Source organism: Collinsella aerofaciens, from assembly GCF_020181355.1.
Lineage (GTDB): Bacteria > Actinomycetota > Coriobacteriia > Coriobacteriales > Coriobacteriaceae > Collinsella.
Genome location: NZ_CP084004.1, coordinates 18,202 through 43,172, shown reverse-complemented (window position 1 = coordinate 43,172; position 24,971 = coordinate 18,202). Strand labels below are relative to the sequence as shown.

At 62.4% G+C, this 24,971-nt stretch carries 16 protein-coding genes; 12 read left to right on the top strand and 4 right to left on the bottom strand.

Annotated features, from left to right (window positions below):
• The first annotated feature begins 2 nt into the window (after nt 1–2).
• From LCQ44_RS00150 to LCQ44_RS00135, 4 genes are all read left to right on the top strand, one after another.
• Nucleotides 3–1,061, top strand: a complete 1,059-nt coding sequence (locus LCQ44_RS00150) for an ABC transporter substrate-binding protein (RefSeq protein ID WP_225093776.1) — start codon at nt 3–5, stop codon at nt 1,059–1,061.
• A gap of 24 nt (nt 1,062–1,085) precedes the next feature.
• Nucleotides 1,086–2,441 (top strand): ATP-binding cassette domain-containing protein, encoded by a 1,356-nt coding sequence (locus LCQ44_RS00145; protein ID WP_225093775.1) that lies wholly within the window; start codon nt 1,086–1,088, stop codon nt 2,439–2,441.
• Between the two features lie 212 nt (nt 2,442–2,653).
• Entirely contained in the window at nt 2,654–2,857 is a 204-nt protein-coding gene (locus tag LCQ44_RS00140; protein WP_225093774.1) for a type II toxin-antitoxin system RelB/DinJ family antitoxin, read from the top strand.
• A gap of 88 nt (nt 2,858–2,945) precedes the next feature.
• Entirely contained in the window at nt 2,946–3,854 is a 909-nt protein-coding gene (locus tag LCQ44_RS00135; RefSeq protein ID WP_225093773.1) for a CPBP family intramembrane glutamic endopeptidase, read from the top strand.
• 198 nt (nt 3,855–4,052) lie between these two features.
• Here LCQ44_RS00135 and LCQ44_RS00130 read toward each other — a convergent pair whose 3' ends face one another.
• Nucleotides 4,053–6,194, bottom strand: a complete 2,142-nt coding sequence (locus LCQ44_RS00130) for a YgiQ family radical SAM protein (RefSeq protein ID WP_225093772.1) — start codon at nt 6,192–6,194, stop codon at nt 4,053–4,055.
• 253 nt (nt 6,195–6,447) lie between these two features.
• Here LCQ44_RS00130 and LCQ44_RS00125 point away from each other — a divergent pair, with 253 nt between their 5' ends.
• The 3 genes from LCQ44_RS00125 to LCQ44_RS00115 all read left to right on the top strand — a co-directional run bounded on the left by LCQ44_RS00125 (nt 6,448) and on the right by LCQ44_RS00115 (nt 9,781).
• Nucleotides 6,448–7,164, top strand: a complete 717-nt coding sequence (locus LCQ44_RS00125; RefSeq protein WP_055285721.1) for a YoaK family protein — start codon at nt 6,448–6,450, stop codon at nt 7,162–7,164.
• A gap of 166 nt (nt 7,165–7,330) precedes the next feature.
• Nucleotides 7,331–8,497, top strand: a complete 1,167-nt coding sequence (gene fucO, locus LCQ44_RS00120; protein ID WP_022094861.1) for a lactaldehyde reductase — start codon at nt 7,331–7,333, stop codon at nt 8,495–8,497.
• A 264-nt stretch (nt 8,498–8,761) separates the two neighbouring features.
• Nucleotides 8,762–9,781, top strand: a complete 1,020-nt coding sequence (locus LCQ44_RS00115; RefSeq protein ID WP_225094254.1) for a M42 family metallopeptidase — start codon at nt 8,762–8,764, stop codon at nt 9,779–9,781.
• Nucleotides 9,782–9,917: 136 nt separating this feature from the next.
• Here LCQ44_RS00115 and mnmA read toward each other — a convergent pair whose 3' ends face one another.
• Both mnmA and cysK read right to left on the bottom strand, forming a co-directional pair.
• Nucleotides 9,918–11,309: a tRNA 2-thiouridine(34) synthase MnmA gene (mnmA, locus tag LCQ44_RS00110; protein ID WP_225093771.1), complete on the bottom strand. Its 1,392-nt coding sequence runs from the start codon at nt 11,307–11,309 to the stop codon at nt 9,918–9,920.
• Entirely contained in the window at nt 11,198–12,136 is a 939-nt protein-coding gene (cysK, locus tag LCQ44_RS00105; RefSeq protein WP_225093770.1) for a cysteine synthase A, read from the bottom strand. The genes mnmA and cysK overlap by 112 nt, the downstream gene beginning before the upstream one ends.
• Nucleotides 12,137–12,389: 253 nt before the next feature.
• On the opposite strand from cysK, the gene LCQ44_RS00100 reads away from it, so the two are divergent.
• Nucleotides 12,390–12,818, top strand: a complete 429-nt coding sequence (locus LCQ44_RS00100) for an RrF2 family transcriptional regulator (RefSeq protein WP_022094857.1) — start codon at nt 12,390–12,392, stop codon at nt 12,816–12,818.
• 141 nt (nt 12,819–12,959) lie between these two features.
• Here the strand turns inward: LCQ44_RS00100 and LCQ44_RS00095 are convergent, their stop codons facing one another.
• Nucleotides 12,960–13,325 (bottom strand): phage holin family protein, encoded by a 366-nt coding sequence (locus LCQ44_RS00095; protein ID WP_035137358.1) that lies wholly within the window; start codon nt 13,323–13,325, stop codon nt 12,960–12,962.
• Between the two features lie 324 nt (nt 13,326–13,649).
• On the opposite strand from LCQ44_RS00095, the gene LCQ44_RS00090 reads away from it, so the two are divergent.
• The 4 genes from LCQ44_RS00090 (at nt 13,650) to dnaE (ending at nt 24,842) form a co-directional block, all read left to right on the top strand.
• Nucleotides 13,650–13,949 carry a YerC/YecD family TrpR-related protein gene (locus tag LCQ44_RS00090; protein WP_022094855.1) on the top strand — a complete coding sequence of 100 codons (300 nt, stop codon included), beginning with the start codon at nt 13,650–13,652 and terminating at the stop codon, nt 13,947–13,949.
• A gap of 184 nt (nt 13,950–14,133) precedes the next feature.
• Entirely contained in the window at nt 14,134–17,232 is a 3,099-nt protein-coding gene (locus LCQ44_RS00085; protein ID WP_225093769.1) for a PD-(D/E)XK nuclease family protein, read from the top strand.
• 3 nt (nt 17,233–17,235) lie between these two features.
• Complete coding sequence (locus LCQ44_RS00080; protein ID WP_225093768.1) at nt 17,236–20,862, top strand: UvrD-helicase domain-containing protein; 3,627 nt, start codon at nt 17,236–17,238, stop codon at nt 20,860–20,862.
• 176 nt (nt 20,863–21,038) lie between these two features.
• Complete coding sequence (dnaE, locus tag LCQ44_RS00075; RefSeq protein ID WP_195569028.1) at nt 21,039–24,842, top strand: DNA polymerase III subunit alpha; 3,804 nt, start codon at nt 21,039–21,041, stop codon at nt 24,840–24,842.
• Nucleotides 24,843–24,971: the final 129 nt, after the last annotated feature.

The window sequence follows — 24,971 nt, the reverse complement described above, 5'->3', positions numbered from 1 at the left end:
CGATGCGCGCGTTTAATGTTGAGATGACGCGCCGGGGGTTTGCCTCGGCGCTTGCCGCGGGTGCGTTGTCGCTTGCGCTGGTTGGCTGTGGTGGCGGGTCTGTCGTGGCCGGGTCTGCTGCGGGCTCGGCTGCCGGGTCTGCCGCCGACGGTGCCGCTGTCGAGCCGGTTGAGGTACACGTCGCCTCGCTCAAGGGTCCGACGTCGATCGGTCTGGTGCAGTTTATGGACCAGGCAGACGAGGGTGCCACGGATAACGAGTTCGACTTTGCGATCAGCGCCGCGGCCGACGAGGTCGTGCCCAAGGTCATTCAGGGCGATGTCGATATTGCCCTGGTGCCCGCCAACGTGGCGAGCGTTCTTTACAACAAGACCGAGGGTGCGGTCCAGGTCATCGATATCAACACGCTGGGCGTGCTGAACGTGGTGACGGGCGACGCGAGCGTGGCCTCTTTTGGCGATCTGGCGGGTCGTACCGTCTACATGACGGGCAAGGGCACCACGCCGGAGTACGTCATGAACTATCTGCTGGAGCGCGCGGGCCTGACCGGCCAGGTGACGCTCGAGTTCAAGAGCGAGCCCACCGAGGTGCTGTCGGCCCTGCTTGCCGACCCGTCTGCCGTGGGCGTGCTGCCGGAGCCGTTCAAGACCGCGGCCATCGCCAAGAGCGAGGGCAAGCTGTCGGCGCCGGTAAGCCTGACCGATGTGTGGGATGAGCTGGCGGGTGACACGGGTTCGCGTATGCTGACGGGTGTGACCGTGGTTCGTCGCGCGTTTGCCGAGGAGCATCCCGAGGCTGTGGCAGAGTTCTTGCGCTGCCATGCGGCGAGCGTGAAGGCCGTCAATGCGATACCGGCGGACTGGGCGCAGGCCGTGGTCGATGCGGGTATCGTCGATAACGCCGCGATTGCCGAAAAGGCGATTCCCGGGTGCATGCTTGTATGCCAGACGGGGAAAGATATGAAGGCGGCGCTCGGTGGGTACCTGCAGGTGCTGGCCGATGCGGATGCAAGCGCCGTGGGCGGCAAGCTCCCGGCTGATGATTTCTACTACATGGAGTAGCCCGTGCGTGCGTTTGCTCGACACATGACAAAGCGTATGAAGGCGGTGGCGGCAGCAGGTGCCGTTGCCGCCTTTTGGCTTGCCGTGTGGGCTTTCGCGGCGGCGCTGGTGGCACAGCCGCTGATTTTGCCGGGGCCGGGCGCTGTTGTGGTGGCGTTGCTGCGGCTGGTGTGCGATGCCAACACGTGGGCGATTCTGGTGGGCTCAGGCGCACGAATCTTGGGCGGACTGGCGCTTGCCGCGATCTGCGGCGGTGTACTGGCGGGAGTCTCGGTGCGGTCGCGGACGTTTGCCCGTCTGGTGGCGCCGGCGCTTTCGTTTGTAAAGGCGACGCCGGTTGCCTGCGTGGTGGTTCTGCTGCTCATTTGGCTGGGGTCGGCGCGCGTGAGCATTGCAGCGGTCTTTTTGATGGCACTGCCGGGCGTGTATTTTTCGCTGGTCGAGGGTTTGGCACAAGTGGATAAGCCGCTGGAGCAGATGTTTCGTCTGCATGGTGTGCGGGGTTGGCGTCTGTTTTGCGCCCATACCTGGCGCGAGGTCCTGCCGTTTGTGCTTTCGTGCGCCCGGGCCGTGATTGGCATGAGCTGGAAGGCCGGCGTGGCGGCGGAGCTGATCGGCATGGCGACGGGCACCGTGGGCGAGCGTATCTATCAGGCAAAGCTGCTTATCGAGACAGCGGATCTGCTGGCGTGGACCGTGTTGGTCGTGGCGGCATCGTGGGCATGCGAGCGTGTGCTGGTGTGGTTGCTGCGGGCTTCGGGGCCCGCGGCATGGCGTGTGGCCGTGCGGGCGCGTGGGCGCGGTGCTCGCGGGCGTGCGGCCTCTGCTGGCGCCGGCGCTGCGGCGGTGCTTGCGCTTGCCGTGGGCGATCGTGCGCCCTGGGCACCGGCGCTCGACGGTCTGGTGCTCAACGTACCCGCGGGCGGGCGTGTTTGCGTGATGGGCGCTTCGGGCGTGGGCAAGTCGACGTTGCTCGCCCTGGCGGCGGGGGAATGCGTGCCGTGTTCGATGGTGTTTCAGGGCGCGCGCTTGGTCGAGTCCGCCTCGGCGCTGGATAACGTGCTGGTGTGTGCCGATGCGCGCGTGGACGCCTCGAGTGCCGCAGCCCTGTTGCGCCTGCTGGTGCCGGGGGTCGATGTACATGCTCGTGTGGCCGAGCTCTCGGGCGGGCAGCGCCGTCGCGTCGAGATTGCCCGAGCCCTGCTGTGCGGCGGTTGCGCCGTCATTCTGGATGAGCCCTTTACCGGCTTGGATGTCGCTGCGCGTGATGCGACGGCCGGCGTCGTGCTCGAGCTGCTCGATGGCCGAACGCTCCTGCTCGCCACACATGACCCCATCGACGCTCAGGCGCTCGATATCTCGGACGTCATCACGCTCTAAATACTTACTCAGCAACAAAATGACCTGTTTTCCGTTCCCATGGGGTCAGATGTGGTATTCTATCTGCGGGGTAATACTTAAGAATACTAAGTAATACCAACGCCGCAGAAACATACTCCGGATGCGGGCCAATCGGGTTGCCTTCACAGCCCGTCGCCCAGCCGCGTGGCCCGCATCTATCCGCACCACCGTCGTTTCAAAAAGGAAGCGCCATGGCAGAACACATGACCCCGGTTGTCGCGAAGGTCTTGCCCGAAGAAAAGGCAGCCTTCGCGGCGGCAACTCAGCTCGTGGGCACCACGCCGTCCAACGCCATTCGCATGTTTATCGCCGCGTTTAATCGTTGTGGCACCTTTCCGTTCGACATCTCGCCCAACGGGGCTTTTGGCATTGCGCCCGATTCTCATCAACAATGACTGTCCCAAACTGCCGGCACTTGGGGACGTTCCTTTTCTGCCGACAGTTAAGGAACGTCCCTAAGTGCCGGGTTTTGAGGAGGTTGGCATGCTCAATGCGCTGGTTTGGGCGCTTGCCTGTTTTGGCGTCGTCGCTGCCGATATTGCCCTGAGTATGGTTCTGTTCTCCGTGCTAGACATCGTGTCGGCGCTGACGGGTTTCCCGGTCGACAACCTCGATATCCAATGGTTCCAGGCTGCCGCTCAGACGGCGTCGTTTTTGATGGCGCTGCTTTGGTGGCGTTATCTGTGGCCGCGCTCGTTTATGGCGCGCTGGCAGGGCGTGCGCCCGCTTGGCGGGGGATTGCGTAGCGTGTGGAAGCGCATTGCCTGCGTTATCGTGATCGGCTTTGCCCTGCAGGTGGTCGTTGGCTACGTGACCGACGCCGTACTGTCATTGTTGCCCGAGGTCGCGGCCGATTACAGTGAACTTGTCGAGGAAACGGGCATGGGCGACACGAGCTACCTGGCCGTCCTGACCACGGTGCTCGGCGCTCCGTTTTGTGAGGAGTTGCTGGTGCGCGGCATCATTTTTGAGTTTTCGCTCCGAGCGTTTAACCCGCGGTGCCGCCCACTTTGGAAGCTCCGACGTCACGTGCGACCGCAAGACGGCGTCATGGTGCCCTGGGTGGCTCCGAGTACCTGGGGCGTCGCCGCGGCAATCGTACTGCAGGCGGCGGTCTTCGGCTTTATGCACATGAACTGGGTGCAGGGCTGCTATGCGGGCGCTGCCGGTCTCATTTTTGGCTGGGTGCTCGTGACGACCGGAAAGCTTCGCTACACGATCCTGTTGCACTTTGCCTTTAACGCCGGGTCATACCTCATGGGCCTGCTGTGGTTTGTGAACACGCCGCTCGACGTGGTGGTCACGGTTGCCATCGCCGGCTTTGTGCTGGTAGAGGCGATGCGGTCGCTCAGGCAGGCCTGCCAGACGGATCGTCCCTACCAGCAAGCGTGATTCCCTTAAGGGCCAACGTGGATAAAAACAAATCTGCTGTGATTCCCTTAAGGAAAACACGGCTAGGCGTGTCTGAGCGTGTTCCCCCTAGGGAAATCACGACTGGAGACAGCCCAAGCGTGTTCCCCCTAGGGAAAACACGCTTGGGCGATGAGGAGACGTCGGCTGGCCAAGAGACGTCGGCTGGCCCTCGCCACGCTAGTTGCGCCTGCCGCCGCCGTTGGCGCCCTGCCGTCCCTGGGCGGCGCGGTTGCGGCCTGCGGTGTTCTGCGCGCGCGACATGCCGCCGTGCCCCTTGTTGCCCTTGGCCCCCTTGGCTCCAGCGCCACCGTGGGCCTTGCCGCCCTTCTTGCCGGTGCCATGCCCACCGCCGGCAGACGTCTCGCCCGGGCGTGGCGGCACGGGGCGGATCAGGCAATGCTTGGTATAGCCGATCAGGTCACGACGCCCGGCCTTCTCTAGCGCCTCGCGCACCAGCTTGTAGTTCTCGGGCTTGCGATACTGGATGAGCGCGCGCTGCATGGCCTTCTCATGCGGGTCGCGCGCCACGTAGATCGGCTGCATGGTGCGCGGATCTACACCGGTGTAGTACATGCAGGTCGACATGGTGGACGGGGTGGGGTAGAAGTCCTGTACCTGCTCGGGCATGTAGCCCATGTCGCGCACGGCTTCGGCAAGGTCCACGGCTTCCTTCATGGTTGAACCGGGGTGGCTCGAGATCAGATACGGCACCACGTACTGCTTGAGTCCGTATTCGCGATTCAAGCGTTCAAATTTACGGCAGAATGCGTCGTAGACAGCTCGGCTCGGCTTGCCCATCACGGACAGCACCGCGTCGCTCACGTGCTCGGGCGCTACGCGCAGCTGGCCCGAGACATGGTGTTCCAGCAGCTCGCGTAAAAACTCGTCCGAGGCATCGGCCATGGTGTAGTCAAAACGGATGCCGCTGCGCACGAAGACCTTTTTGACGCCCGGCAGCTGGCGCAGGTCGCGCAACAGCTGCGTGTAGCCGCTTTCGTCGACCACCATGTTCTTGCATACGCTCGGCCACAGACAGCGCTTGTTCTTGCACACACCGTGCTTGAGCTGCTTGTCGCAGGCGGGGCGGCTAAAGTTGGCCGTTGGTCCACCCACGTCGTTGATGTAGCCCTTAAACTCGGGATCTCGCGTGAGCAGCTCGGCCTCGCGCATGATCGAGTCGTGGCTGCGCATCTGCAACACGCGGCCCTGGTGGAAGGTGAGCGCGCAAAACGAGCACTCGCCAAAACAGCCGCGGTTGGAGCTAATGGAAAACTTGATCTCAGCAAAGGCCGGCACGCCGCCTGCCGCGTCGTAGTCGGGATGCCAATCGCGTGCGTAGGGGAGTTCGGCAACCTCGTCCATCTCGTCGGTGGTGAGTGTTGCCGACGGCGGGTTCTGCACCACGTACACGCTGTTGGGATATGGCTCTACCAGGCGATGCCCGGTGATGGGGTCCATATTCTGCTGCTGCACGTTAAAGCTGCGCGCGTAGTTGAGCTTGTCGGCGGCAAGGTCATCCCAGCTGGGCAGCAGGTCGTAGTCGTAGACCTCGTCGAGCGAGCTGGTGCGGTAGACGGTGCCGTTGATATAGGTAATCTGATCGACGGGCAGTCCCGCGTCGAGCGCGTCGGCGATCTCGACGATCGCGTGCTCGCCCATGCCGTAGATGAGGATGTCGGCGCCCGAGTCGAGCAGTACCGAGCGCTTGAGTTTGTCCTGCCAGTAGTCGTAGTGGGCCAGGCGACGCAGGCTTGCCTCGATACCGCCGATAATGATGGGGGCATCCTTGAAGGTCTGGCGGATGAGGTTGCCGTAGACCGTGACGGCGCGATTGGGACGGCGCCCCTCCTCGCCACCGGGGGTATAGGCGTCGGTGTGGCGGCGGTGCTTGGTTACCGAATAGTGGTTGACCATGGAGTCCATGTTGCCGGCGCTGACGAGAAAGCCCAGCCGCGGCTCGCCGAGCACGGTGATGCTGGCGGGGTCGGTCCAGTCGGGCTGGCAGATAATGCCCACCTTGTAACCGTGTGCATCGAGGACGCGGCTGATGATGGCCATACCAAAGCTGGGGTGGTCCACGTAGGCGTCGCCGCAGATGTAGACAAAGTCGCACTGGTCCCAGCCGCGTGCATCCATGTCGGCGCGGCTGACGGGGAGGAACTTATTGCGACCCGGTCGCCAAGGGCGGGCGGGCGTCGCCTGGGGATGCTTGCCGTGAGCGGCTCGGGAGGCCGTGGCCTGCGTCTTGCCGCCGCGCTTTTGCTGCTGGCCGTGTTTGCCGTGCTGGTTGTGCTGAGCGTCCTGGGGCTTTTTTGCCACGATTCCTCCCGTTGTTAGTATGCTGCACGTAATTGTAACCAGTCTTTTTGGGACGGGGCTAAAAAGACTGGTGGAGTACATGAGCTGGCGGATTGGCGCGTCGATGCGGATGTCGTTTGTTTCCAGACTGTGTATCCCCGTGTCGAAGGGGTCGTCTCGCGCGCACGCCATGTTGTCAATGGGTTACAGTATGAACGGCGGCTATATGTCAGCCAACGCACGAGAAAGTCGTCAACAAGGAGGATGCACGACGATGCAGCGTGCCAAACAGATATCGGAGTCCATTGAACTGGGCATCATCTTGGCGCTCGCCGGTGGTTTTATGGACGTTTATTCGTACATTGGGCGCGACCATGTTTTCGCCAACGCGCAGACAGGCAACATCCTGCTCGTGGGCGTGAGCATCTCGGAGGGCAACTGGGCACTTGCGGAGCGCTACTTCTTCCCTGTGGTGTCGTTTGCCGTGGGTATTATGCTTGCCGATCTGGTACACGAGCGGTTTGGCAGCGTGATCCACTGGCGTCAGGTGACGGTGTTCTTTGAAGCCGTCATCTTACTGGGCGTGAGCTTTATCCCGGGCGGCAATTTCAACCTGCTCGCCAACTGCCTCACCTCGTTTGCCTGCGGCATGCAGGTCGAGAGCTTCCGCAAGATCCACGGTCACGGCATCGCTACGACCATGTGCATCGGCAACTTGCGCAACGCGCTGCAAAACGTGGACGATTACATCATCACCCACAGGCGCGGCTTTTTGGAAAACGGCCTGCTGTACTTTGGCGTGATCTTTACCTTTGTGTTTGGCGCCGTGTTGGGCAACTGGTGTATTGAGCGCATGGGCCTGCACGCCATCGTCGTGGCGAGCTTGCTGCTGTTTGTCGCGTTTGCCATCATGTTCATCGACCGCGAGCGAGACTTGCGCTTACGCTGGAAGGTTGCGGCCGAGGCTTGGAAAGAGGGCTGTCGAAAGTAACCGAATGCGGTAAAGGGGCTGTCCCTTTGCCGCATTATTTTTTCATCATCTGTTGAAACGCTTTAAATAATTTGACGTTCTCACGCACCTTTCGTTTCAAAAGCGTTAGGATGGGACTCATAGCGTGGGGCGTAATAGGTGCCCCGCACACGATGGGAGGCTATCAATGGCTAATCGTTTCGTTCTCAACACCATTTCTTATCATGGTTCCGGCGCCATCAAGGAGATCCCCGGCGAGCTCCAGCGCCGTGGCTATAAGAAGATCTTCGTCTGCTCCGATCCTGATCTGGTCAAGTTTGGCGTTACCGCCAAGGTGACCGACGAGCTCGACGCTGCCGGCATCGCTTGGAGCCTCTACTCCGAGATCAAGCCCAACCCCACTATCCAGAACGTCAAGGACGGCGTCGAGGCCTTCAAGGCCGCCGAGGCTGACGCTATCGTGACCATCGGTGGCGGCTCCTCCATGGACACCGCCAAGGCTATCGGCATCATCATCAACAACCCCGAGTTCGCCGATGTCCGCAGCCTCGAGGGCGTTGCTCCGACTAAGAACCACGCCGTGTTCACCATCGCTGTGCCGACGACCGCCGGTACCGCTGCTGAGGTGACCATCAACTACGTCATCACCGACCCCGAGAAGGTCCGCAAGTTCGTGTGCGTCGACACCAACGACGCTCCCGAGGTCGCCGTCGTCGATCCCGACATGATGGCCTCCATGCCTGCCGGCCTGACCGCTTCCACCGGCATGGACGCACTGACCCACGCCATCGAGGGCTACACCACCAAGGGCGCCTGGGAGCTTTCCGACATGTTCCACTTTGAGGCCATTAAGCTGATCAGCGAGAACCTGCGCGACTCCGTTGCCGAGGCCAAGTCCGGCCAGCCCGGCTCCGGCCGTGAGGGCATGGCTCTTGGTCAGTATGTCGCCGGCATGGGCTTCTCCAATGTCGGCCTGGGCATCGACCACGCCATGGCTCATACCCTGTCCGCTCACTACGACACCCCGCACGGCGTCGCTTGCGCCATGCTGCTGCCGATTGCCATGGAGTTCAACAAGCCGGTTTGCGCCGAGCGCCTGGCCAAGGTCGCCGTCGCCATGGGCGTTGACACCACGGGCATGAGCACCGATGAGGCCGCCGACGCTGCCATCGCCGCTGTTAAGCAGCTCTCCGCCGACGTGAACATCCCGCACGTCTGCGAGGCCATGAAGGCCGACGAGATCGAGGTCCTGGCCAAGGACGCCATGGCCGACGCCTGCTTCCCGGGTAACCCGCGCGAGGCAACGCTCGACGACGTCATCGAGCTCTTCAAGAAGATCTGCCCGGCTGCCTAACTTGGTTCGGCGGGCCCCTGCCCGTTAGCCCCAGAATCGTCCTCGGACATGTCGGAGGCCCCGTTGCGCACTACGTGCGGCGGGGCCTCCTTCTGTCCTGCGGAAAGATTCTGGGGCTAACGGGCAGGGGGCCGCCGGCTCGTTATCGTGACGGGCGCTGCTCTGAGAAGCTCGATGGGTTGTCTCGCTAGGTAAATAATTGTGCGTGGTGGTATTGTTGCTGTGGGTTTAATTCGATATGAAAGGGTGACTTTGGTGTCCAAGATGGATTCTATGCTCTCCTATATTACTGACCAGCTGAAGGCGCTTACCTCGATTGCTTCGCCTACCGGCTATACCCGTGCGGCGACTGATTATCTAATGGAAACATTGCGCGATATGGGGTTTGGGCCTGAGCGTTCTAATAAGGGTAACGTGCTCGTTGAGCTTGGCGGCGAGGGCGAGCCGCTCGTACTGGCGAGCCATGTCGATACCCTAGGCGCCATGGTGCGTTCCATTAAGGACAATGGCCGCCTGCGCCCCACGACGCTCGGTGGGCATCAGTGGTCTACGGCCGATGGCGAGAACTGCACCGTCTACACGCGCGACGGCAATGTCTACACGGGCGTGGTTCTTAACACCGAGCCTTCGGCGCACGTGGCCGACGAGCCGGTCAAGACCATCGAGAAGAACATGGAGATCTTGCTCGACGAGAACGTCGACAGCAAGGACGATGTGCTCGAGCTGGGTATTCAGACCGGCGACATCATCGCTATGGATCCTCGCACGACGGTGACGGAGAGCGGCTACATTAAGAGCCGCTTCCTGGATGACAAGCTATCGGCCGCCATTTTGTTGGGCTTGGCGCGTGCCGTCGCCGCTGGCGAGGTGACGCTTTCGCGTAAGGTTTCGCTGCTCTTTACCGTGTACGAGGAGGTGGGCCACGGCGGCGCCTTCGTGCCGGCCGACACGCGCGAGATGATCAGCGTTGACATGGGCTGCGTGGGCGACGACCTAGGCTGCACCGAGCACATGGTGTCGATCTGCGCCAAGGATTCGGGCGGTCCGTACAACTACGACCTGGTGACGGCGCTGTCCAATATCGCGCGCGAGCTTGAGCTCGATTACGCTATCGACGTGTATCCGCATTACGGTTCGGACGTCGAAGCCACGCTCTCTGCCGGCTACGACATTCGCCATGGTCTGATCGGCCCCGGCGTGTATGCGAGCCACAACTACGAGCGTAGCCACATGGACGGCGTGCGCAACACCTTCGAGCTCGTCCGCGCCTACGTACAGCGCTAGCGATGCAGCGGCCTCGGCTGATACGGCAGTACCGACCGAGGCCGTCCTCTCTAAGTTGCGGTGAAATAGGGACTGTTTGGCGGTTTTAAACGCTTAAACAGTCCCTATTTCACCGCAATTTATGAAGGGGATGGGGCTACTTAAGTGCGCCGGTCACGGTGCCGCCGCCGAGGACGACGTCGCCGCGGTAGACGACGACAGCCTGGCCGGGGGCGATGGCGCGCTGCGGCTCGTCAAAAGTTAGCAGCATTTGCCCGTCTTCGCCGCGCGTAAGGGTTGCTGCCTGGTCTTTCTGACGGTAGCGGTACTTGGCGCCCACGCGAATGCCGCCGGCATCGAGTTCTGCCTCCATGCGGTCGGCAGGGGCGCTCCAGATCCAGTCGTCGGCCGTGAGTGCTGTGGCCGTTAGGTCCTCGGCCTCGCCCAGATGCACGGTGTTGTTGGCGGTGTCGACGCCCGTTACGTACACGGGATGCGCCATCGCGACGCCCAGGCCTTTGCGCTGACCGATGGTGTAGCGCAGCGCACCGTTGTGGCGCCCGACCACGCTGCCGTCGCGCCACACAATGTCGCCCGGTGCAGCGGGATGTCCGCAGCGGCGCTCGATATGGCCCGCGTAGTCACCGTCTGGAATAAAGCAGATGTCCTCGCTTTCGGCCTTCTGGGCGTTGATAAAGCCCTGCTCGGTGGCAATGCGGCGCACGTCGCGCTCTTTGTCCAGCCCGGCCAGCGGAAAGATTGTGCGCGACAGCCGCTCCTGCGTGAGCGAATACAAAAAGTAGCTCTGGTCCTTCTTGGGGTCCTCGCCGCGATGCAGCTGCCAGGTGCCGTCGGGCGCCTGACTTGTTTTGGCGTAGTGACCTGTGGCGATGTAGTCGCAGTCCATGTCCAGCGCAGCATTCAACAACGCGCCAAACTTAATGTGGCGGTTGCAGATGATGCACGGGTTGGGCGTCAGTCCTTCCTGGTAGGCGTTCACGAAGCGCTCGATAACGTTGCGGTCGAACGTCTGCTGCAGGTCGAGCACATGGTGGGGTATCCCCAGGCGCTCGGCGACGGCCTTTGCATCGGCGATATCGCGGTCGACCTTACTCATGCCCGTGACAGGATCGGGCGCGGGGCAGGTGAGGCGCATGGTGGCGCCAACGCATTCGTAGCCCTGGCGCTTGAGCAGATAGGCAGTCACGCTGGAATCGACGCCGCCGCTCATGGCGACGAGCACGCGCTTGTTGTGCATGGGGAGGTTCTCCTTGGTGGCATGTGGCCAAAAAAGAAAAGCGGCGCGGGAGGCTGGTTCCGCGCCGCAGACATTGTAGCAAGTTCGGACGACTCGTGGGGCGCCCTGATGGGATGGGCTCAGACTGCCGGGAGAGAGGAGACCGGTTCGTCCTGGGCTCAACCTATGGGCGACAGGCCTTAGTCCTGGAAGAGTGCCGTGGACAGGTAGCGCTCGCCGGTGTCGGCGAGCAGGGCCACGATGGTCTTGCCCTCGTTCTCGGGGCGCTTGGCCAGCTGCAGCGCGGCCCACACGGCGGCGCCGGACGAAATGCCCACGAGCACGCCCTCCTTGTGGCCCACGGCACGGCCGGTCGCAAAGGCGTCGTCGTTCTCGACGGGGATGATCTCGTCATAGACCTGGGTGTCGAGGACGTCGGGCACAAAGCCGGCGCCGATACCTTGGATCTTGTGCGGGCCGGCCTGGCCCTTGGAGAGCACTGGGGAGGTAGCGGGCTCGACGGCGACGATCTGAATCTCGGGGTTCTGCTCCTTGAGGAACTCGCCCACGCCGGTCACAGTGCCGCCGGTGCCAACGCCGGCGACGAAGATGTCGACCTTGCCGTCGGTGTCATCCCAGATCTCGGGGCCGGTCGTGGCCTTGTGGATGGCGGGGTTGGCGGGGTTCACAAACTGGCCGGCGATGATGCTGTTGGGCGTCTCCTTCTGCAGTTCCTCGGCCTTGGCGATGGCGCCCTTCATGCCCCTGGAACCGTCGGTGAGCACGAGCTGTGCGCCATATGCCTGCATAAGCTTGCGGCGTTCGACGGACATAGTCTCGGGCATGGTGATGATCACCTTGTAGCCGCGAGCCGCCGCCACCGAGGCGATGCCGACGCCGGTGTTGCCACTCGTGGGCTCGATGATGGTGTAGTCGCCGCCGCGCACGAGCTTGCCGGCCTTCTCGGCCTCGTCGATCATGTTCTTGGCGACGCGGTCTTTGACGGAGCCGGCGGGGTTGAAGTATTCCAGCTTGACGAGCACGCGGGCCTTGAGGTCCTCATCGGCCTCAAAGTGAGTGAGCTCCAGAAGCGGAGTGTGGCCGATAAGCTGATCGATGGACGTGTAAACATTGCTCATGGTGAACCTCCAAAGTGTTCAAATGACTGGATACCGTGTGGTTTTACGGTGTGTGTAGCAGCGAAACCCACAAACCTTATGGGTTGTTCGTTTTGCTGTTGGCAAGCATAGTAGACAGTAAAGCCTAGTAACGCAATAGGAAATAGAAGATTATTACGAGTCGATTAACCATCTTGACCGGAACGGGTATTTTCAAAACCAATATTTCGGCTAGAATTTCTACGGACTAAATGACCGAAAGGCAGCACTATACATGTTGGTTTCTACTAAGGGCAGATATGCCCTGCGCGTTATGGTCGATCTGGCCGAGCACCAGGCAGCCGGTCGCATCCCGCTCAAAGAGATCGCGGCACGACAGGGGATTTCCGAGAAATATCTCGAGAACATTTTGGCTACGCTCGTGCGCGCCAACATGCTCTCGGGCATGCGCGGCAAGGGCGGCGGCTATGTGCTCACGCGCCCGCCCGAGCAATACACGGTGGGCGAGATCTTGCGCCTGACCGAGGGCAGTCTGGCGCCGGTCGCCTGCCTGGATGGCGACTGCAAGGGCTGCTCGCGTTCGGATGAGTGCCCCACGCTCGACGTGTGGAAGAACCTGGACAAGCTCATCAACGACTACCTCGACGGTGTGACGCTCGATCAACTTGTCGCTCCCAACCATGGCTACGACTACGTCATCTAACCCACACCTGCATTTGGGGACGGGGTGGAAATGGTAGATTTTCTCGCCCTTTGAGACTTGGCAAATAAGAAGGCCGCCCATTTTTGCGATGGGCGGCCTTCGTTTTGGGCTGTTGAGACGGACACGGCCGGAATGGCCGTTTTAGTCCTCGGCGATGCTGTCGAGGATGCTGCGCGTGATGGACACCAGGATGCTGCCCATAAAGGCCGATCCAAAGCTGGCGATGGAGATGCCGACGCCCAGCAGGTTGACCGACAGGTAACTCGCGAGCTCAAGCATAAAGCTGTTGACGACAAGCTGGAAAATGCCCAGCGTAATGATCGTGAGCGGCAGCGAGATGACCGTGAGGAACGGTTTGACGAACGAATCGACAATGTTCAGGAACAGTCCCACAAAGGCAAAGCAGACCCAGGTCTCGGCAAAGCCGAAGGGTTGGATACCGGGGACGAGGAACGTGGCGATCGCGATGGCGATCGAGGTGAAGAGCCAGTTAAGCATAAAGCGCATGGCGTGAATCCTTTCTTGCGCCGGGATTGCTGGCGTCGCGTGAAGCGGCTTACGGCGGCGACCTGGATGGTTGCGCGGGCGCGCCGCGGTGTTTGGGCGCCCATTGTCTCAAATATTCGTGGAGCTTACGTGCGCATATGGTTTCTAAACGGCGTTCGTCCTGAAAAACGCGCCGCTGGCAGAGAGTCTTGTCGCTTTAGTTTGGTGGTGTGCTACACTGCTACGGGCAAAAGCCACAGGCGTTGCCCTATTGCATAGAACGGGTGAACGATGCCCGATGTCAGTATCAACTTCGATGCCTTTTGGCGGGTTTGGCGGTGATCGATGAATATCGAGAACATGTTTGACAAGCCTGATGTCAAGCAGCTGGTCCACGCATTTAGCCTTTTGGACGACGAGAAGGATATCCAAGCGTTTTTGACCGATATCTGCACGCCGCGCGAGATTTGCGACCTTTCTCAGCGTTTGCAGGTTGCGCGCTATTTGGACGAGGGCGAGCCTTATGTTGAGGTTCAGGCCCGTACCGGCGCTTCGTCCACCACGGTGAGCCGCGTTTCAAAGGCGCTGAACGGCGAGTACGGTGGCTACCGCAAGATCCTCATTAAGTTGGAGGATGGCGAGTAGGCCAGCGACAACATTGAATTACGAAGAACCGTCCCTCCGGGGGCGGTTTTTATATGCCTGCAATCGGCTGGTGCGTTGGGTTCAGGTTGCTTTGTACCAAAAGATGGAACTGCGGTGGCAATGTGTCCGCTTGGGCGGGTAGGATGGATGCATTGATTATTGCGAACGGTTTGAGCGGAGGACCATGCCTGTTCGAATCTATACCACCAATGCCGGCACGGATTTGAGCGATGCCGAGTCGGCGCTGCTTGCCGACCTTATTGCCCGTCACGGGCGTGCCGTGTTGCTGGCACCAACGTTTGCCGAGCTCGATCTGTGCCGTCATGATGCGGCGGAAGCCGGCATTTCGCTGGGTATCGACTACAAGACACCCGCATCGTGGCTTCGCTCGCTTTGGGAGCTTTTGGGCGACGGGCGCGGTTTCGTCGACAACCTGCAACGTCAGATGCTGTTTTCGGATATGATTGCCCGCCGCGACGATGCCGACCTGCAGCCGCTTTCGCGTAGCCAGGGCACGGTGCGCATGCTCGCGCGCATGGCCCGCGATGTGCTGCCGGGTGTGGCGGGGACGACGGCCGAGCGATGCGGTGGCAACAATTGCCAGCCTGAGCCAAAAAGCGATGCCGAGGCTCGTGTGTTTGAGCTTTTGCGTGCCTACGCGGGCGGTTTGGACCGTCGAGATATGGTCGAGCCCTGCGAGGCAGCCGACATTATGGCCGGTGCCCTGGCCGATAGCCTGCCGGCGTGCGCCCGCGCCGTATGCGTGCGCGGTACCACGTCGTTTACGCACGGTCTACTCGAGCTGCTGTCTGCCGTGGCGAACAATGGGGGAGAGGTCGTCGCGCTGCTTGCCCGCGAGCAGGCGGCGATGCGCGAGGAGCTTGCCACGGCATTTGATGCCCGCGGTGTGCTGTTTGAGATCGCGTCGCTGGGGGAGGACGCCGTCGCGTCTGATGTCGCTTGCGGGGCCGCCGCTCAGCCTGCCTTTATTGAGGTCGCCGGCCCCCATGCCCGTGCTCATGTCTATGCGGACGCCATCGATAAGTTGGTGAAAGCGCACAAGGAGTCCAAGGCCGATAAAGCTACTGCAACGCCCGCCGACCCCGTGCGCGTGCTCGTCGTTTCTGCCCGGGCACCCCAGCTGTTCGGCGAGCTCGCCGCCCGTTTGGCGGCGCGTCACATTGCGGCCGAGACGACTGAGTTCACGGCGTTTTCCCAGTCCATCGCGGGCAGGCAGTTTACGGCGCTCGCCAACCTGATCGAGCGTATGAAAGCCGCCGACGAGGGCACCGCTTCCAAGACTGAGTGGTGGCCCGCGCCGGAGCTTACCGACTGGATCTACAGTCCGCTTTCGGGCGCTGATGCCGTCAATGCCCGTACCTTCGATAAGAATATGCGTCTCTCGCGCAGCAAGACTACCGCGGGCGTCAAGAGCCTGCTGCAGAGCGTTCAGGGCCAGGTGAGGGGCGCGCGCAAGGCGACGAGCGACGATAACTGGTTTAAGAACGTACCGTGTGTGGTCTCGGACGTGTTCCAGGCGCTGTGGCGTGACAAGCCCGTGACGGCGCTTAAGGCCATGCTTGCCGTTGCCGAGGCGTTGCCCGATCGCGCTCTAGGCGGCCTTGACGGCCAGGCCCGTCGCCAGGCAGAGACGGCTTTGCTGCGCCATGCCATCGACATCCTTATGAACGATGCTCGCGCGCTCGACGTGTCGCAGGCCGCGACCGTGCCGGTTCTCGACGGCGTTCGAACCAAGGTGGACAAGCGCAGTACCGCCTACGATTACGAGACCTATGAGGTCGATCGCACACCACGAGCACAAGTGCGCTTCGCGTCGCTTGCCGATGCGTCGGTTCTTCGCCCTGGCAGCTACGATGCCGTGCTGTTTGCCGATGTCGACCTGGACAGCTATCCGCTTTCGCACGAAGAGGGCCCGCTTGCCACGTTGACAGCCGAGCTGCGCCGCGACGGCGTGTCTTTGGAGCCCGCTGCCCTGCTGCGCGTGCGCTTTGGCCGTGCGATGCAGGCGGCGAGCGGTCCGGTCGCGCTCGCCCGTGTGACGCACGATCGCCAGGCACGCGAGTGCTACCCGGCAGCCGTATGGACCGAGCTGTGGGCACATGCCGAGGCCGCTGGCGCTGCCAAGCCCATGCGCGTGGGCGAGGGCGATATCATCGCCGACTTTGATCCCGCGACAGGTGAAGGCCTCAAGCGCGAGCGTGTGACCTGTGAAGCCCCTCAGCATCTGAGTGCCGAGGCCGTGCCGTATTTGGTCCTGCGCCGTCGCGATGGCGAGGGTGAGGACGCGCCGCTCGTGCCGCGTCTGACGTCCGCCTCGCAGATCGAGGCCTATTCGACCTGCCCGCTATGCTGGTTCGTCTCGTACCGCGTGAAGCCCCAGTCGATCGACGCGGGCTTTGGCAACATGGAAAAGGGCAACTTTGTCCACGACGTGCTGGAGCATCTGCATGCCCGTCTGCCCCAAGAGGGCATGGAGCGCGTGACGCCCGAGAATCTGCCGCGCGCACAGGAGCTACTGCACGAGGTCTTTGACGAGACGTTGGCCGAGCACGCCGGCAAGCGCGGCACGGAGGGCCCGCTGGTGCCGCTCTCTGCGGTGGAGGAACGCCAGGTGGCCGAGATCTTGCCGCAGCTGGAGGGTGTGCTTGCCTACGAGTCCGAGGCACTTGCCCCCTTTGCCCCGCGCTACCTGGAGTTCGCCTTCAACGAGCTCAAGGTCGAGTATGCCGGTTGGCCGCTTGGCGGGCGCATCGACCGCGTGGACGTGGACGCCGAGAATCGTGCCGTGGTGCTCGACTACAAGCATCGCACGGGCGTTGAGGAGTTTAAGCTCGCCGACCCCACGGTGCGCGACGAGGAATCGGGCACGGCGCCCATCGACGATCCGCGCTGGTTGCCACCACATACCCAAACGCTCATCTACGCCCAGGCCATGCGCCGGGCGCTGGATTTGGACACCCGCGCGGCGCTCTACTTTTCGACCAAGGGCGGCAAGCCGGCGTTGCGCGGTGCCGCGAGCGCCGAGCTGCTCGAGGAAGAGCGCGGCGACGGTCGCATCCCGGGCCTTAAGAAAGGTTTCCCCGGCGAGGGTGGCAGCATGGACTTCGACGCCCTGCTCGATCGCGTTGAGGCCGGCATCGCCGAGCGCCTGCGCGAGCTCGAGGCAGGCAACGTTGCCGCCGTCGACCCGACGTCGGCTCAGGCCGCGCATGCGCGCTGCTCGTATAACCACGAAGGAACGTTTGTAAGGAGGAACGTGTAGACCATGGATCTTTCGACTTTGATGCCGCAACAGCTGCAGATTGTCAAAACGCTCGACCGTCCGCTGTTTGTCTCGGCGGGCGCCGGTTCGGGCAAGACCTTTACCCTCACGCGTCGCATCGTCTACGCGCTCTCGCCTGAATCCGGTCCGTTCGTTGAACATCTTGACCAGGTGCTCGCCATTACCTTTACCAAAGATGCCGCGGCCGAGATCCGTGACCGCGTGCGCCGTGCGCTTATCGACGAGGGCATGGACGAGGAAGCACTGACCGTCGACGACGCGTGGATCTCGACCATTCACGGCATGTGCTCGCGTATCCTGCGCGCGCATGCGCTGGAGCTGGGCATCGACCCCGAGTTCACGGTGCTCACCGATACCGACGAGCTTATGGACCAGGCTGTTGAGCATGTGTTGGCCCGCGCGACGGCGCCCGATGCCGCCCCCGAGCTCGCGGCATCGCTCAAGGCCCTCTATGCCTGGTATCCCATGGCGGGCGAGGGCGGTTCCTTTGGCGCTGGCGCGACCATCAAGGGCCTGGTGCGCGACCTGCTGGAGCTGTCGAGCCAGTTGCCGGGCGGTATGGACGACGTGTGCGTGGCGCGCGGGCAGGCCGATACCTCGGCACTCGCCGATGCCTATCGCGCGGCGCTGGGCGCAAGCAAGGCCGCGACCGAGAAGGCGCAGATGGCACTCGACGCCATTGACGCGTTCGAGGCGAGTGGCAAAACCATGGAGGATGCGGCGCGACTCATGATGTCGTGCACCATGCCGCGCGCGAGCAAGGCATTCCCTAAGGAGCAGGTCGAGCTGCTCAAGGCCGAGGCCGCCGATGCGTTTATCAATATCGTGCTTGCCTGCGGTGGCCCGGCGCTCGATGCGCTGGTGGGCCTGGCCCGTTCCGTGGAGGCTGAGTATCGCGCGCTGAAGGCTGCCCAGTCCGCCCTCGATAATAACGACCTGCTGCGTATGGCCTACGAGGCCCTGCGCGATTACCCTGCCATCCGTGCTGCGTACGAGGGCCGCTTTAAGATGGTCATGATCGATGAGTTTCAGGATACCGACCAGATGCAGGTCGATCTGATACGCTACCTGACGGGTGCGGGGGAGCGCGCGCTGTGCACCGTGGGCGATGCGCAGCAGTCCATCTATCGCTTCCGTGGCGCCGAGGTCGAGGTGTTCCGTCGTCAGGAACGCAAGGTGGGCTCGTCTGCCGCGCCCGAGGCGACTGCCGTGGCCGATGCCCCTGCCGGCGAACTCGTCAAACTCGTGCGCAACTTCCGCAGCCATGACGAGGTGCTGCGTTACGTGGCACGCGTCTTCGACGGCGATGACGGCGGCCTGATGCAGGGCTTTTTGGATCTTGAGGCGAGCGACGGCCGCAAGGACACGCTGGTGGCGGACGCCTCGCGCCGCCAGGCCCTCTTTGTTGCCGGCGGCAGTATGCAGGAGCGCACACAGGCCAAGGCCCGCGCGATCGCCGAGCGCTTCCGCGCGCTTGCCGATGCCGGCCAGCCCCAGGGCGGCATGGTACTGCTGCTGGGCCGCATGACCAACGCCGATGTCTACGCCCAGGCCTTCCGCGATCAGGGGCTCGACTGCGTCATCGCAGGCGGCTCGGTCTTTGCCCAGGCAGCCGAGGTGCAGACGGTGCGTGCCCTGGTCTGCGCGCTCGCCAATCCGGCCGATACGGCGCAGGGCCTTATGCCGCTGCTCGCCTCGCCGATGTTTGCGCTCGGCGCCCAGGAGTTCCTGGCGCTGGCGACCAAGCTCGATGGCGAGACGGGGGAGACCTCGCGCCGGAATATCGACATGGGCATCATGAGCGATTCCGATGTGCCGGGCTTGCAGGGCTTGCCGCTTGTGACGCGTGCCCGCGAGGTGCTGCGCTACGCACTGCGTCGCGTGGGGCGTGATTCGTTCGCCGCCATCGCGCGCGACGCGGTCAATGCCTCCGGCTGGTTCGTGCGCCTGGCGCAGCGCGGCCCCGAGGGCAAGGCCATCGCCGCCAACGTGCTCAAGGCGCTCGACGCCGTGGCCGAGGAGGAGGCCGAGTTCGGCAACTCGCCGCGTTCCATCGCGCTGGCCTTCGACCGCTTCTTGGCGGGCAAGGAGGCCCCGGGTGCCCTCAACGAGGAGGGCGACGGCGCGGTGCGCATCATGACCGTGCATGCGTCCAAGGGTCTGGAGTATCCGGTCGTAGCGGTTGCCGAGTGTTTTGGCGTGCGCAAGCCGTCCGGTGCGGCTCAGATGGGGCGTGTCGAGGGCGGAGCGCAGGTCGTGGCACTGCCAGCTCGTTTTGATGGCGTTAAGCTTGCCGATGGGACCTTTGTGAAGGGCGATGACGTCAAAAAGCAGTTTGAGCATGCGTTTAAGGGCAAGGGCACGTCGCTGTGGCTGCCGCCGGAGCTCATGGAGGACGTCTGTGCGACGGGTTCTCCCGCCGAGGCATTTGCTCGCCTGCGCAACGACGACCTGCAGCTTTCGCTCGAGGAGCGGGCCCGCTTGCTCTATGTTGCCATGACGCGAGCGGGCGAGCTGGTGATCTTGGCGATGGATGCCGGTGTGAGCCGCGGCAAGGTGATGGCGCCGACCTTCGATGTCGAGACGGATCTGACCTACGACGTGCTGCGCCGCATCCTGCCGACCGATAGTCTGGACATGCCGCAGCTCGATAGCGACCGTCTGGTGTTCGACAACTCCCAGCCGGGCGACTACGAGCTCATCTCGCTGGCGGACTTTACGTTTGGTGAGCAGGCGTTTGAGGCTAACGCTTCGCTGGATGCCGAGGGCAGGCTCGTTCGCGGCGATGTCGATGTCGCTGATAATGCTGCGCACTCAACTGTGCCCGGTCCTGCCGACCCCAAGCCCGATGCGTTTGAGCTCGTGTATCCCCAGGCAGTGGGCGTGCGCATGGGCATCTGTCCGTTCCCGGTGCGTGACTCGTATAGCTACTCGTCAATTGCCGTGGCGCTGCATGCCGAGTCCGAGGACCGTGCCGCCGAGGCGCTTGTTCCCATGGACGAGTCCGGCGATGATGCGGAGTCGGATGGCTCGGAGATGGCCGATGCGGACGTGGCTGCTGTCGAGCCCGCCGGCAACCCCATGGCGCTGGGCTCGGCCTTCCACGCCGCTTGCCAGTGGCTCATCGAGATGGGTGCCGATGCGCTGCCCGTTGAGCGTGCCGACGCCCTGGCTCGCTTGTGGCGCCTGACGCCGGAACAGCGCGAGCGCTTCGATGTCGCTCTGGATCGCTGGCTCAAGTCGTCGGTTCGTGCCGAGCTGCTCGCGTGGCCGTGCATCCGTGCCGAGGTGCCGTTCTTCTCGCTGGGCTGCGAGGACGAGGATATCGCCCGCTACGGTGCATATGCCGAGGGCGCCATCGATGCACTGGCCACCGACCCGGCCGATCCGTCGTGCGCACTGGTCATCGACTACAAGACGGGTGGCACGCCGGACGAGACGCCGGAGCAGCTGCTCGAGAAACACGCCTTGCAGGCGCGCGTTTACGCCGACGTTCTGCACAAGGCGGGTTTTGGGGCCGTGACCGTCAAGTTTGTCCGCGTGGAGCAGGCGAATCCAACCATCTTCGTCGAACCCGCCGAGCCTCAGGTGGTCACCTACAACCTCTAGTCCTCAGATAACTTGCGGTGGAATAGTTCCTGTATTGCGGCCCAGGTGGCCCAAGCGGGAACTATTTCACCGCAACTGCAAGAGGAGCCGTGTTGGTTTGGCTAGGTTCGGGTGCTGTCCGTGCCGTGCGGTAAAATCGTTCAGTCAGAACACGAACCCGCATCGGAGCTCATCACATGGCATTCGTCCATCTGCACAATCACACTGTTTTCTCCATGCTCGACGGCGCAACCCGTATCCAGGATATGGTCAATCGTGCCGTTGAACTTGGCATGCCCGCCGTGGCCATTACCGACCACGGCTACATGTATGGCGTGCCCGACCTGGCGCTGGCCTGCGACGCCGTCAATCACAACACGCCCGAGTACAAAACCTGGAGCCACGACAAGGCCTTCTTGGAAAAGGACCGCCGCGACGAGCTGGTGGAGCCCGATCCCGAGGAAAACCCGCGCGAGCATGCCCAGTACGTCAAAGACATGGCCATGTGGGACGAGAAGGGCAACATCGACGAGCTCAAACCGCCCCTGGTCATCAAGCCCATCTTTGGCTGCGAGGTCTACTTTACGCCGGACGAGACCCTTGCCCGCGACCACAAGCCCGAGCTCTACCACATGATCCTTCTGGCCAAGGATCAGGAGGGCTACGTCAACCTAATGCAGACGGTCTCCGAGGCCGCCGTGCAGGGCTTTTACTACAAGCCGCGCGTGACGCTCGACAACCTGCGCCGCCATGCCAAGGGCATGATCTGCACGAGCGCCTGTATCGCGGGCATCATCCCCAAATACATCGACCGCGGCGACATGGAAGGCGCCATCAAGTGGGCCGAGACCTTCCGTGATACCTTCGAGCCCGGTGACTTCTACATCGAGATCCAGGAACACGGCATCACCACCGACAACGGCCTGACTGACGAGCAGATGGACCGCACGCTCATCGACATCGCCAAGCAGGTGGGCGTCAAGGTCATCGCCACCAACGACTTCCACTACCTGCGCCGCGAGGATGCGCCCGTGCAGGACGTCATCATGTGCATTGGTATGAATGCCAAGGTCGACGACCCCAACCGCATGCGCATGACCGGCTCGGAGTTTTACATGAAGACCGAGGAGGAGATGCGGGCGATGTTCCCGTATTGCCCCGAGGCCTGCGACAACACGCTCGAGATTGCTGACAAGTGCTACGTTGAGCTGGACTGGGACTCCATCATATTGCCGCGATTCCCGTTGCTCGATCCCGGCGAGACGCACGAGAGCCAGTTCCGCCGCGAGTGCGAGAAAGGCCTGCGCCAGCACTACGGTGACGACTGGGCCACGCGCGAGATCGGCGGCGTCAACATCAAAGAGCGCTTTGAGTACGAATACAAGGTCATCTGCGACAAGGGCTTTGCCGCCTACTTTTTGATCGTCGCCGAGTACGTGCAATGGGCTAAGGACAACGGCATCGGCGTCGGCCCCGGCCGTGGCTCGGCCGCCGGCGCTATCGTCGCCTACGCCATGAACATCACCGCGTTCGACCCGCTCGAGAACGGCCTGATGTTCGAGAGGTTCCTGTCCCCGCAGCGTACCGAGATGCCCGATATCGATATGGACTTCGACGATGAGCGGCGCCTCGAGGTCGTGGAGCACGTTCGCCAGCTCTACGGTCCCGAGAAGGTCACCCACGTCATCACCTACTCGACCATTAAGGCCAAGCAGGCCATCAACGACGCCGCGCGCGTGCTGGACTACCCGGTCTACATGGGCCAGCGCCTGTCCAAGATGGTCTCGAGCGACCCCAAGGTCAAGCTCAAGCAGGTGCTCGAAAAGCAACCCGGCAAAGAGGATCTGTTTAACCCCGACTTTGCCGAGGCCTATAAAAAGGACGACGACGCCCGCCGCATCATCGACACGGCGCTCTCGATTGAGGGCCTTACCCGTGGCGAGGGCGTGCACGCGTGCGCCGTTCTGATCTGCCGCGACCCCGTCAACGAGCATGTGCCCACCAAGCTCGACACCAAGGGCGGCGTCGAGATTACCCAGTACGAGGGCCATACCGTTGCCGACATGGGCCTGCTCAAGATGGACTTCTTGGGCCTGCGCACGCTGACGGTTATCTCCAAGGCCAAGGCAAACATCAAAAAGAACTTCGGCATCGACATCAAAGAGGAAGAGATCCCCTTTGACGATCCTGAGATCTTTAAGCTCATGGGTTCCGGCCACACCGCCGGCGTCTTCCAGGTCGAGTCCGCCGGCATGACGGCCACGATCAAGAACATGAAGCCCACCGAGTACAAGCACGTCGTGGCATTGATCGCCCTGTACCGCCCGGGCCCACTGGGCGCCGGCATGGTTTCGTCCTACATCAACCGTATGAACGGCAAGGAGCCGGCGGTCTCCTATGACGACCGTCTGGACGACATCCTGGGCGAAACCTACGGCACCATGGTCTACCAGGAGCAGGTTATGCTCATCTCCGTCGAGATGTGCGGCTTCTCCAAGGGCGAATCGGACTCGCGTATCCGTAAGCCCGTTGCTAAGAAAAAGATCAAGCTGCTCACGTCGACGGTGCTCCACTGGGAGGATGGCTCGGACGAGACCACCTACGACCACTGGATGAACGGCGCTATCAAGAACAACTACACGCGCGAGGTCGCCCAGAAGATTTGGGACGATGTTCTCGAGTTCGCATCTTACGCCTTTAACAAGTCGCACTCCGCCGGCTACGCCATCCTGGTTATGCAGACGGCATGGCTTAAGGCGCACTATCCGCACGAGTACATGGCGGCCGTTCTGACGTCCTACACGGGCAAGACCGACAAGATCGTTCACTACGTCTCGGCGTGCCGTCACGACGGCATCCCCGTGCTGTCGCCAGATGTCAACGAGTCCGGTACCGAGTTCACGGCTACCAAGGAAGGCGTGCGTTTTGGTTTGGCCGGCATTCGCGGCGTGGGCACCGGCGTGGCGCAGGCGATTATCGCCGAGCGCGAGGCGGGCGGCCCGTTTAAGACACTGCACGACTTTGTCGAGCGCGTGGACTCGAGCCAGGCCAACCGTCGCGTGATCGAATCGCTCATCAAGGCAGGCGCCTTCGACTCCACGGGGTATCCGCGTCGCCAGATGATGCACTTTGTGGACAAGAACAACCCCGAGAACATCATCGATGCCGCTGTGAAGCGCCAGAAGGATCGTGCGAGCGGTCAGACGTCGTTCTTCGATATGTTTGGCGACGTTGAGGGCTCGGGCTTTGAGGTGAGCGTGCCCGATCCGGATGGCCAGGAGTGGGACCGCCACCTTAAGCTGAGCCAGGAGAAGGAGGTTCTGGGCATCTATGTCTCGGACCACCCGCTGCGCCCGTTTGAGTATGCGCTCAGTAAGGCGCGCGACTTCTCGTTCTCGCAGATCGATACCGGCTACGAGGTGCAAAACCCCACGGGCGGTACCATCAACCAGGAGATTCCCGAGGGCAAGGCGCTGTGGTGGGCCGGTATGGTCTCGAGCGTGTCCAAGCGCGTAACCAAAAACGGCGACCCCATGGGTATTGTGCAGCTCGAGGACATGGAAGGCGAGGCCACGGTCGTGGTGTTCCCCAAGACCTACAAGGAGGCCGAGGGGTACCTGTACGGCGAGGTCGATCCCGAGACCGGCGCGCAGCTGTCCGATGCGTTTGTGCGCATTAAGGGCAAGCTCGAGCGCTCGGACCGCGGCGACCAGATCATCGCGCAGGAGATCGTGCCGCTGGAGCTCAACGAGGAGAACAACAAGCCCAAGGTGTTTGAGGTCATGGTGCCCAACAGCCGCTTTAGCCAGGGCAATATGGCGCGTCTTGCCACGGTGCTTACCGCCAACCCGGGCGGCGACCGCGTGGAGATTTTTATCGAGCAGGTGGACGGGCGTGTGCTGCGTGCCGAGGTGCCGGCCAAGGTCAACGCACGCTCGATTCCGCTGTTGGCCGAGGCAAAGGCCATCGTCGGCAATCAAGGCCGCGTGACGGTGATCTAAGATGATTTTTCTGGGACGGGGATTAAAAAATCATTTTGGGTGACGTGTGGCGGAAGACCAGTCTTTCTGGGACGGGAATGATTTTTTCATCCCCGTCCCAGAAAAATCATTTGGCATGCGAGATTGGAG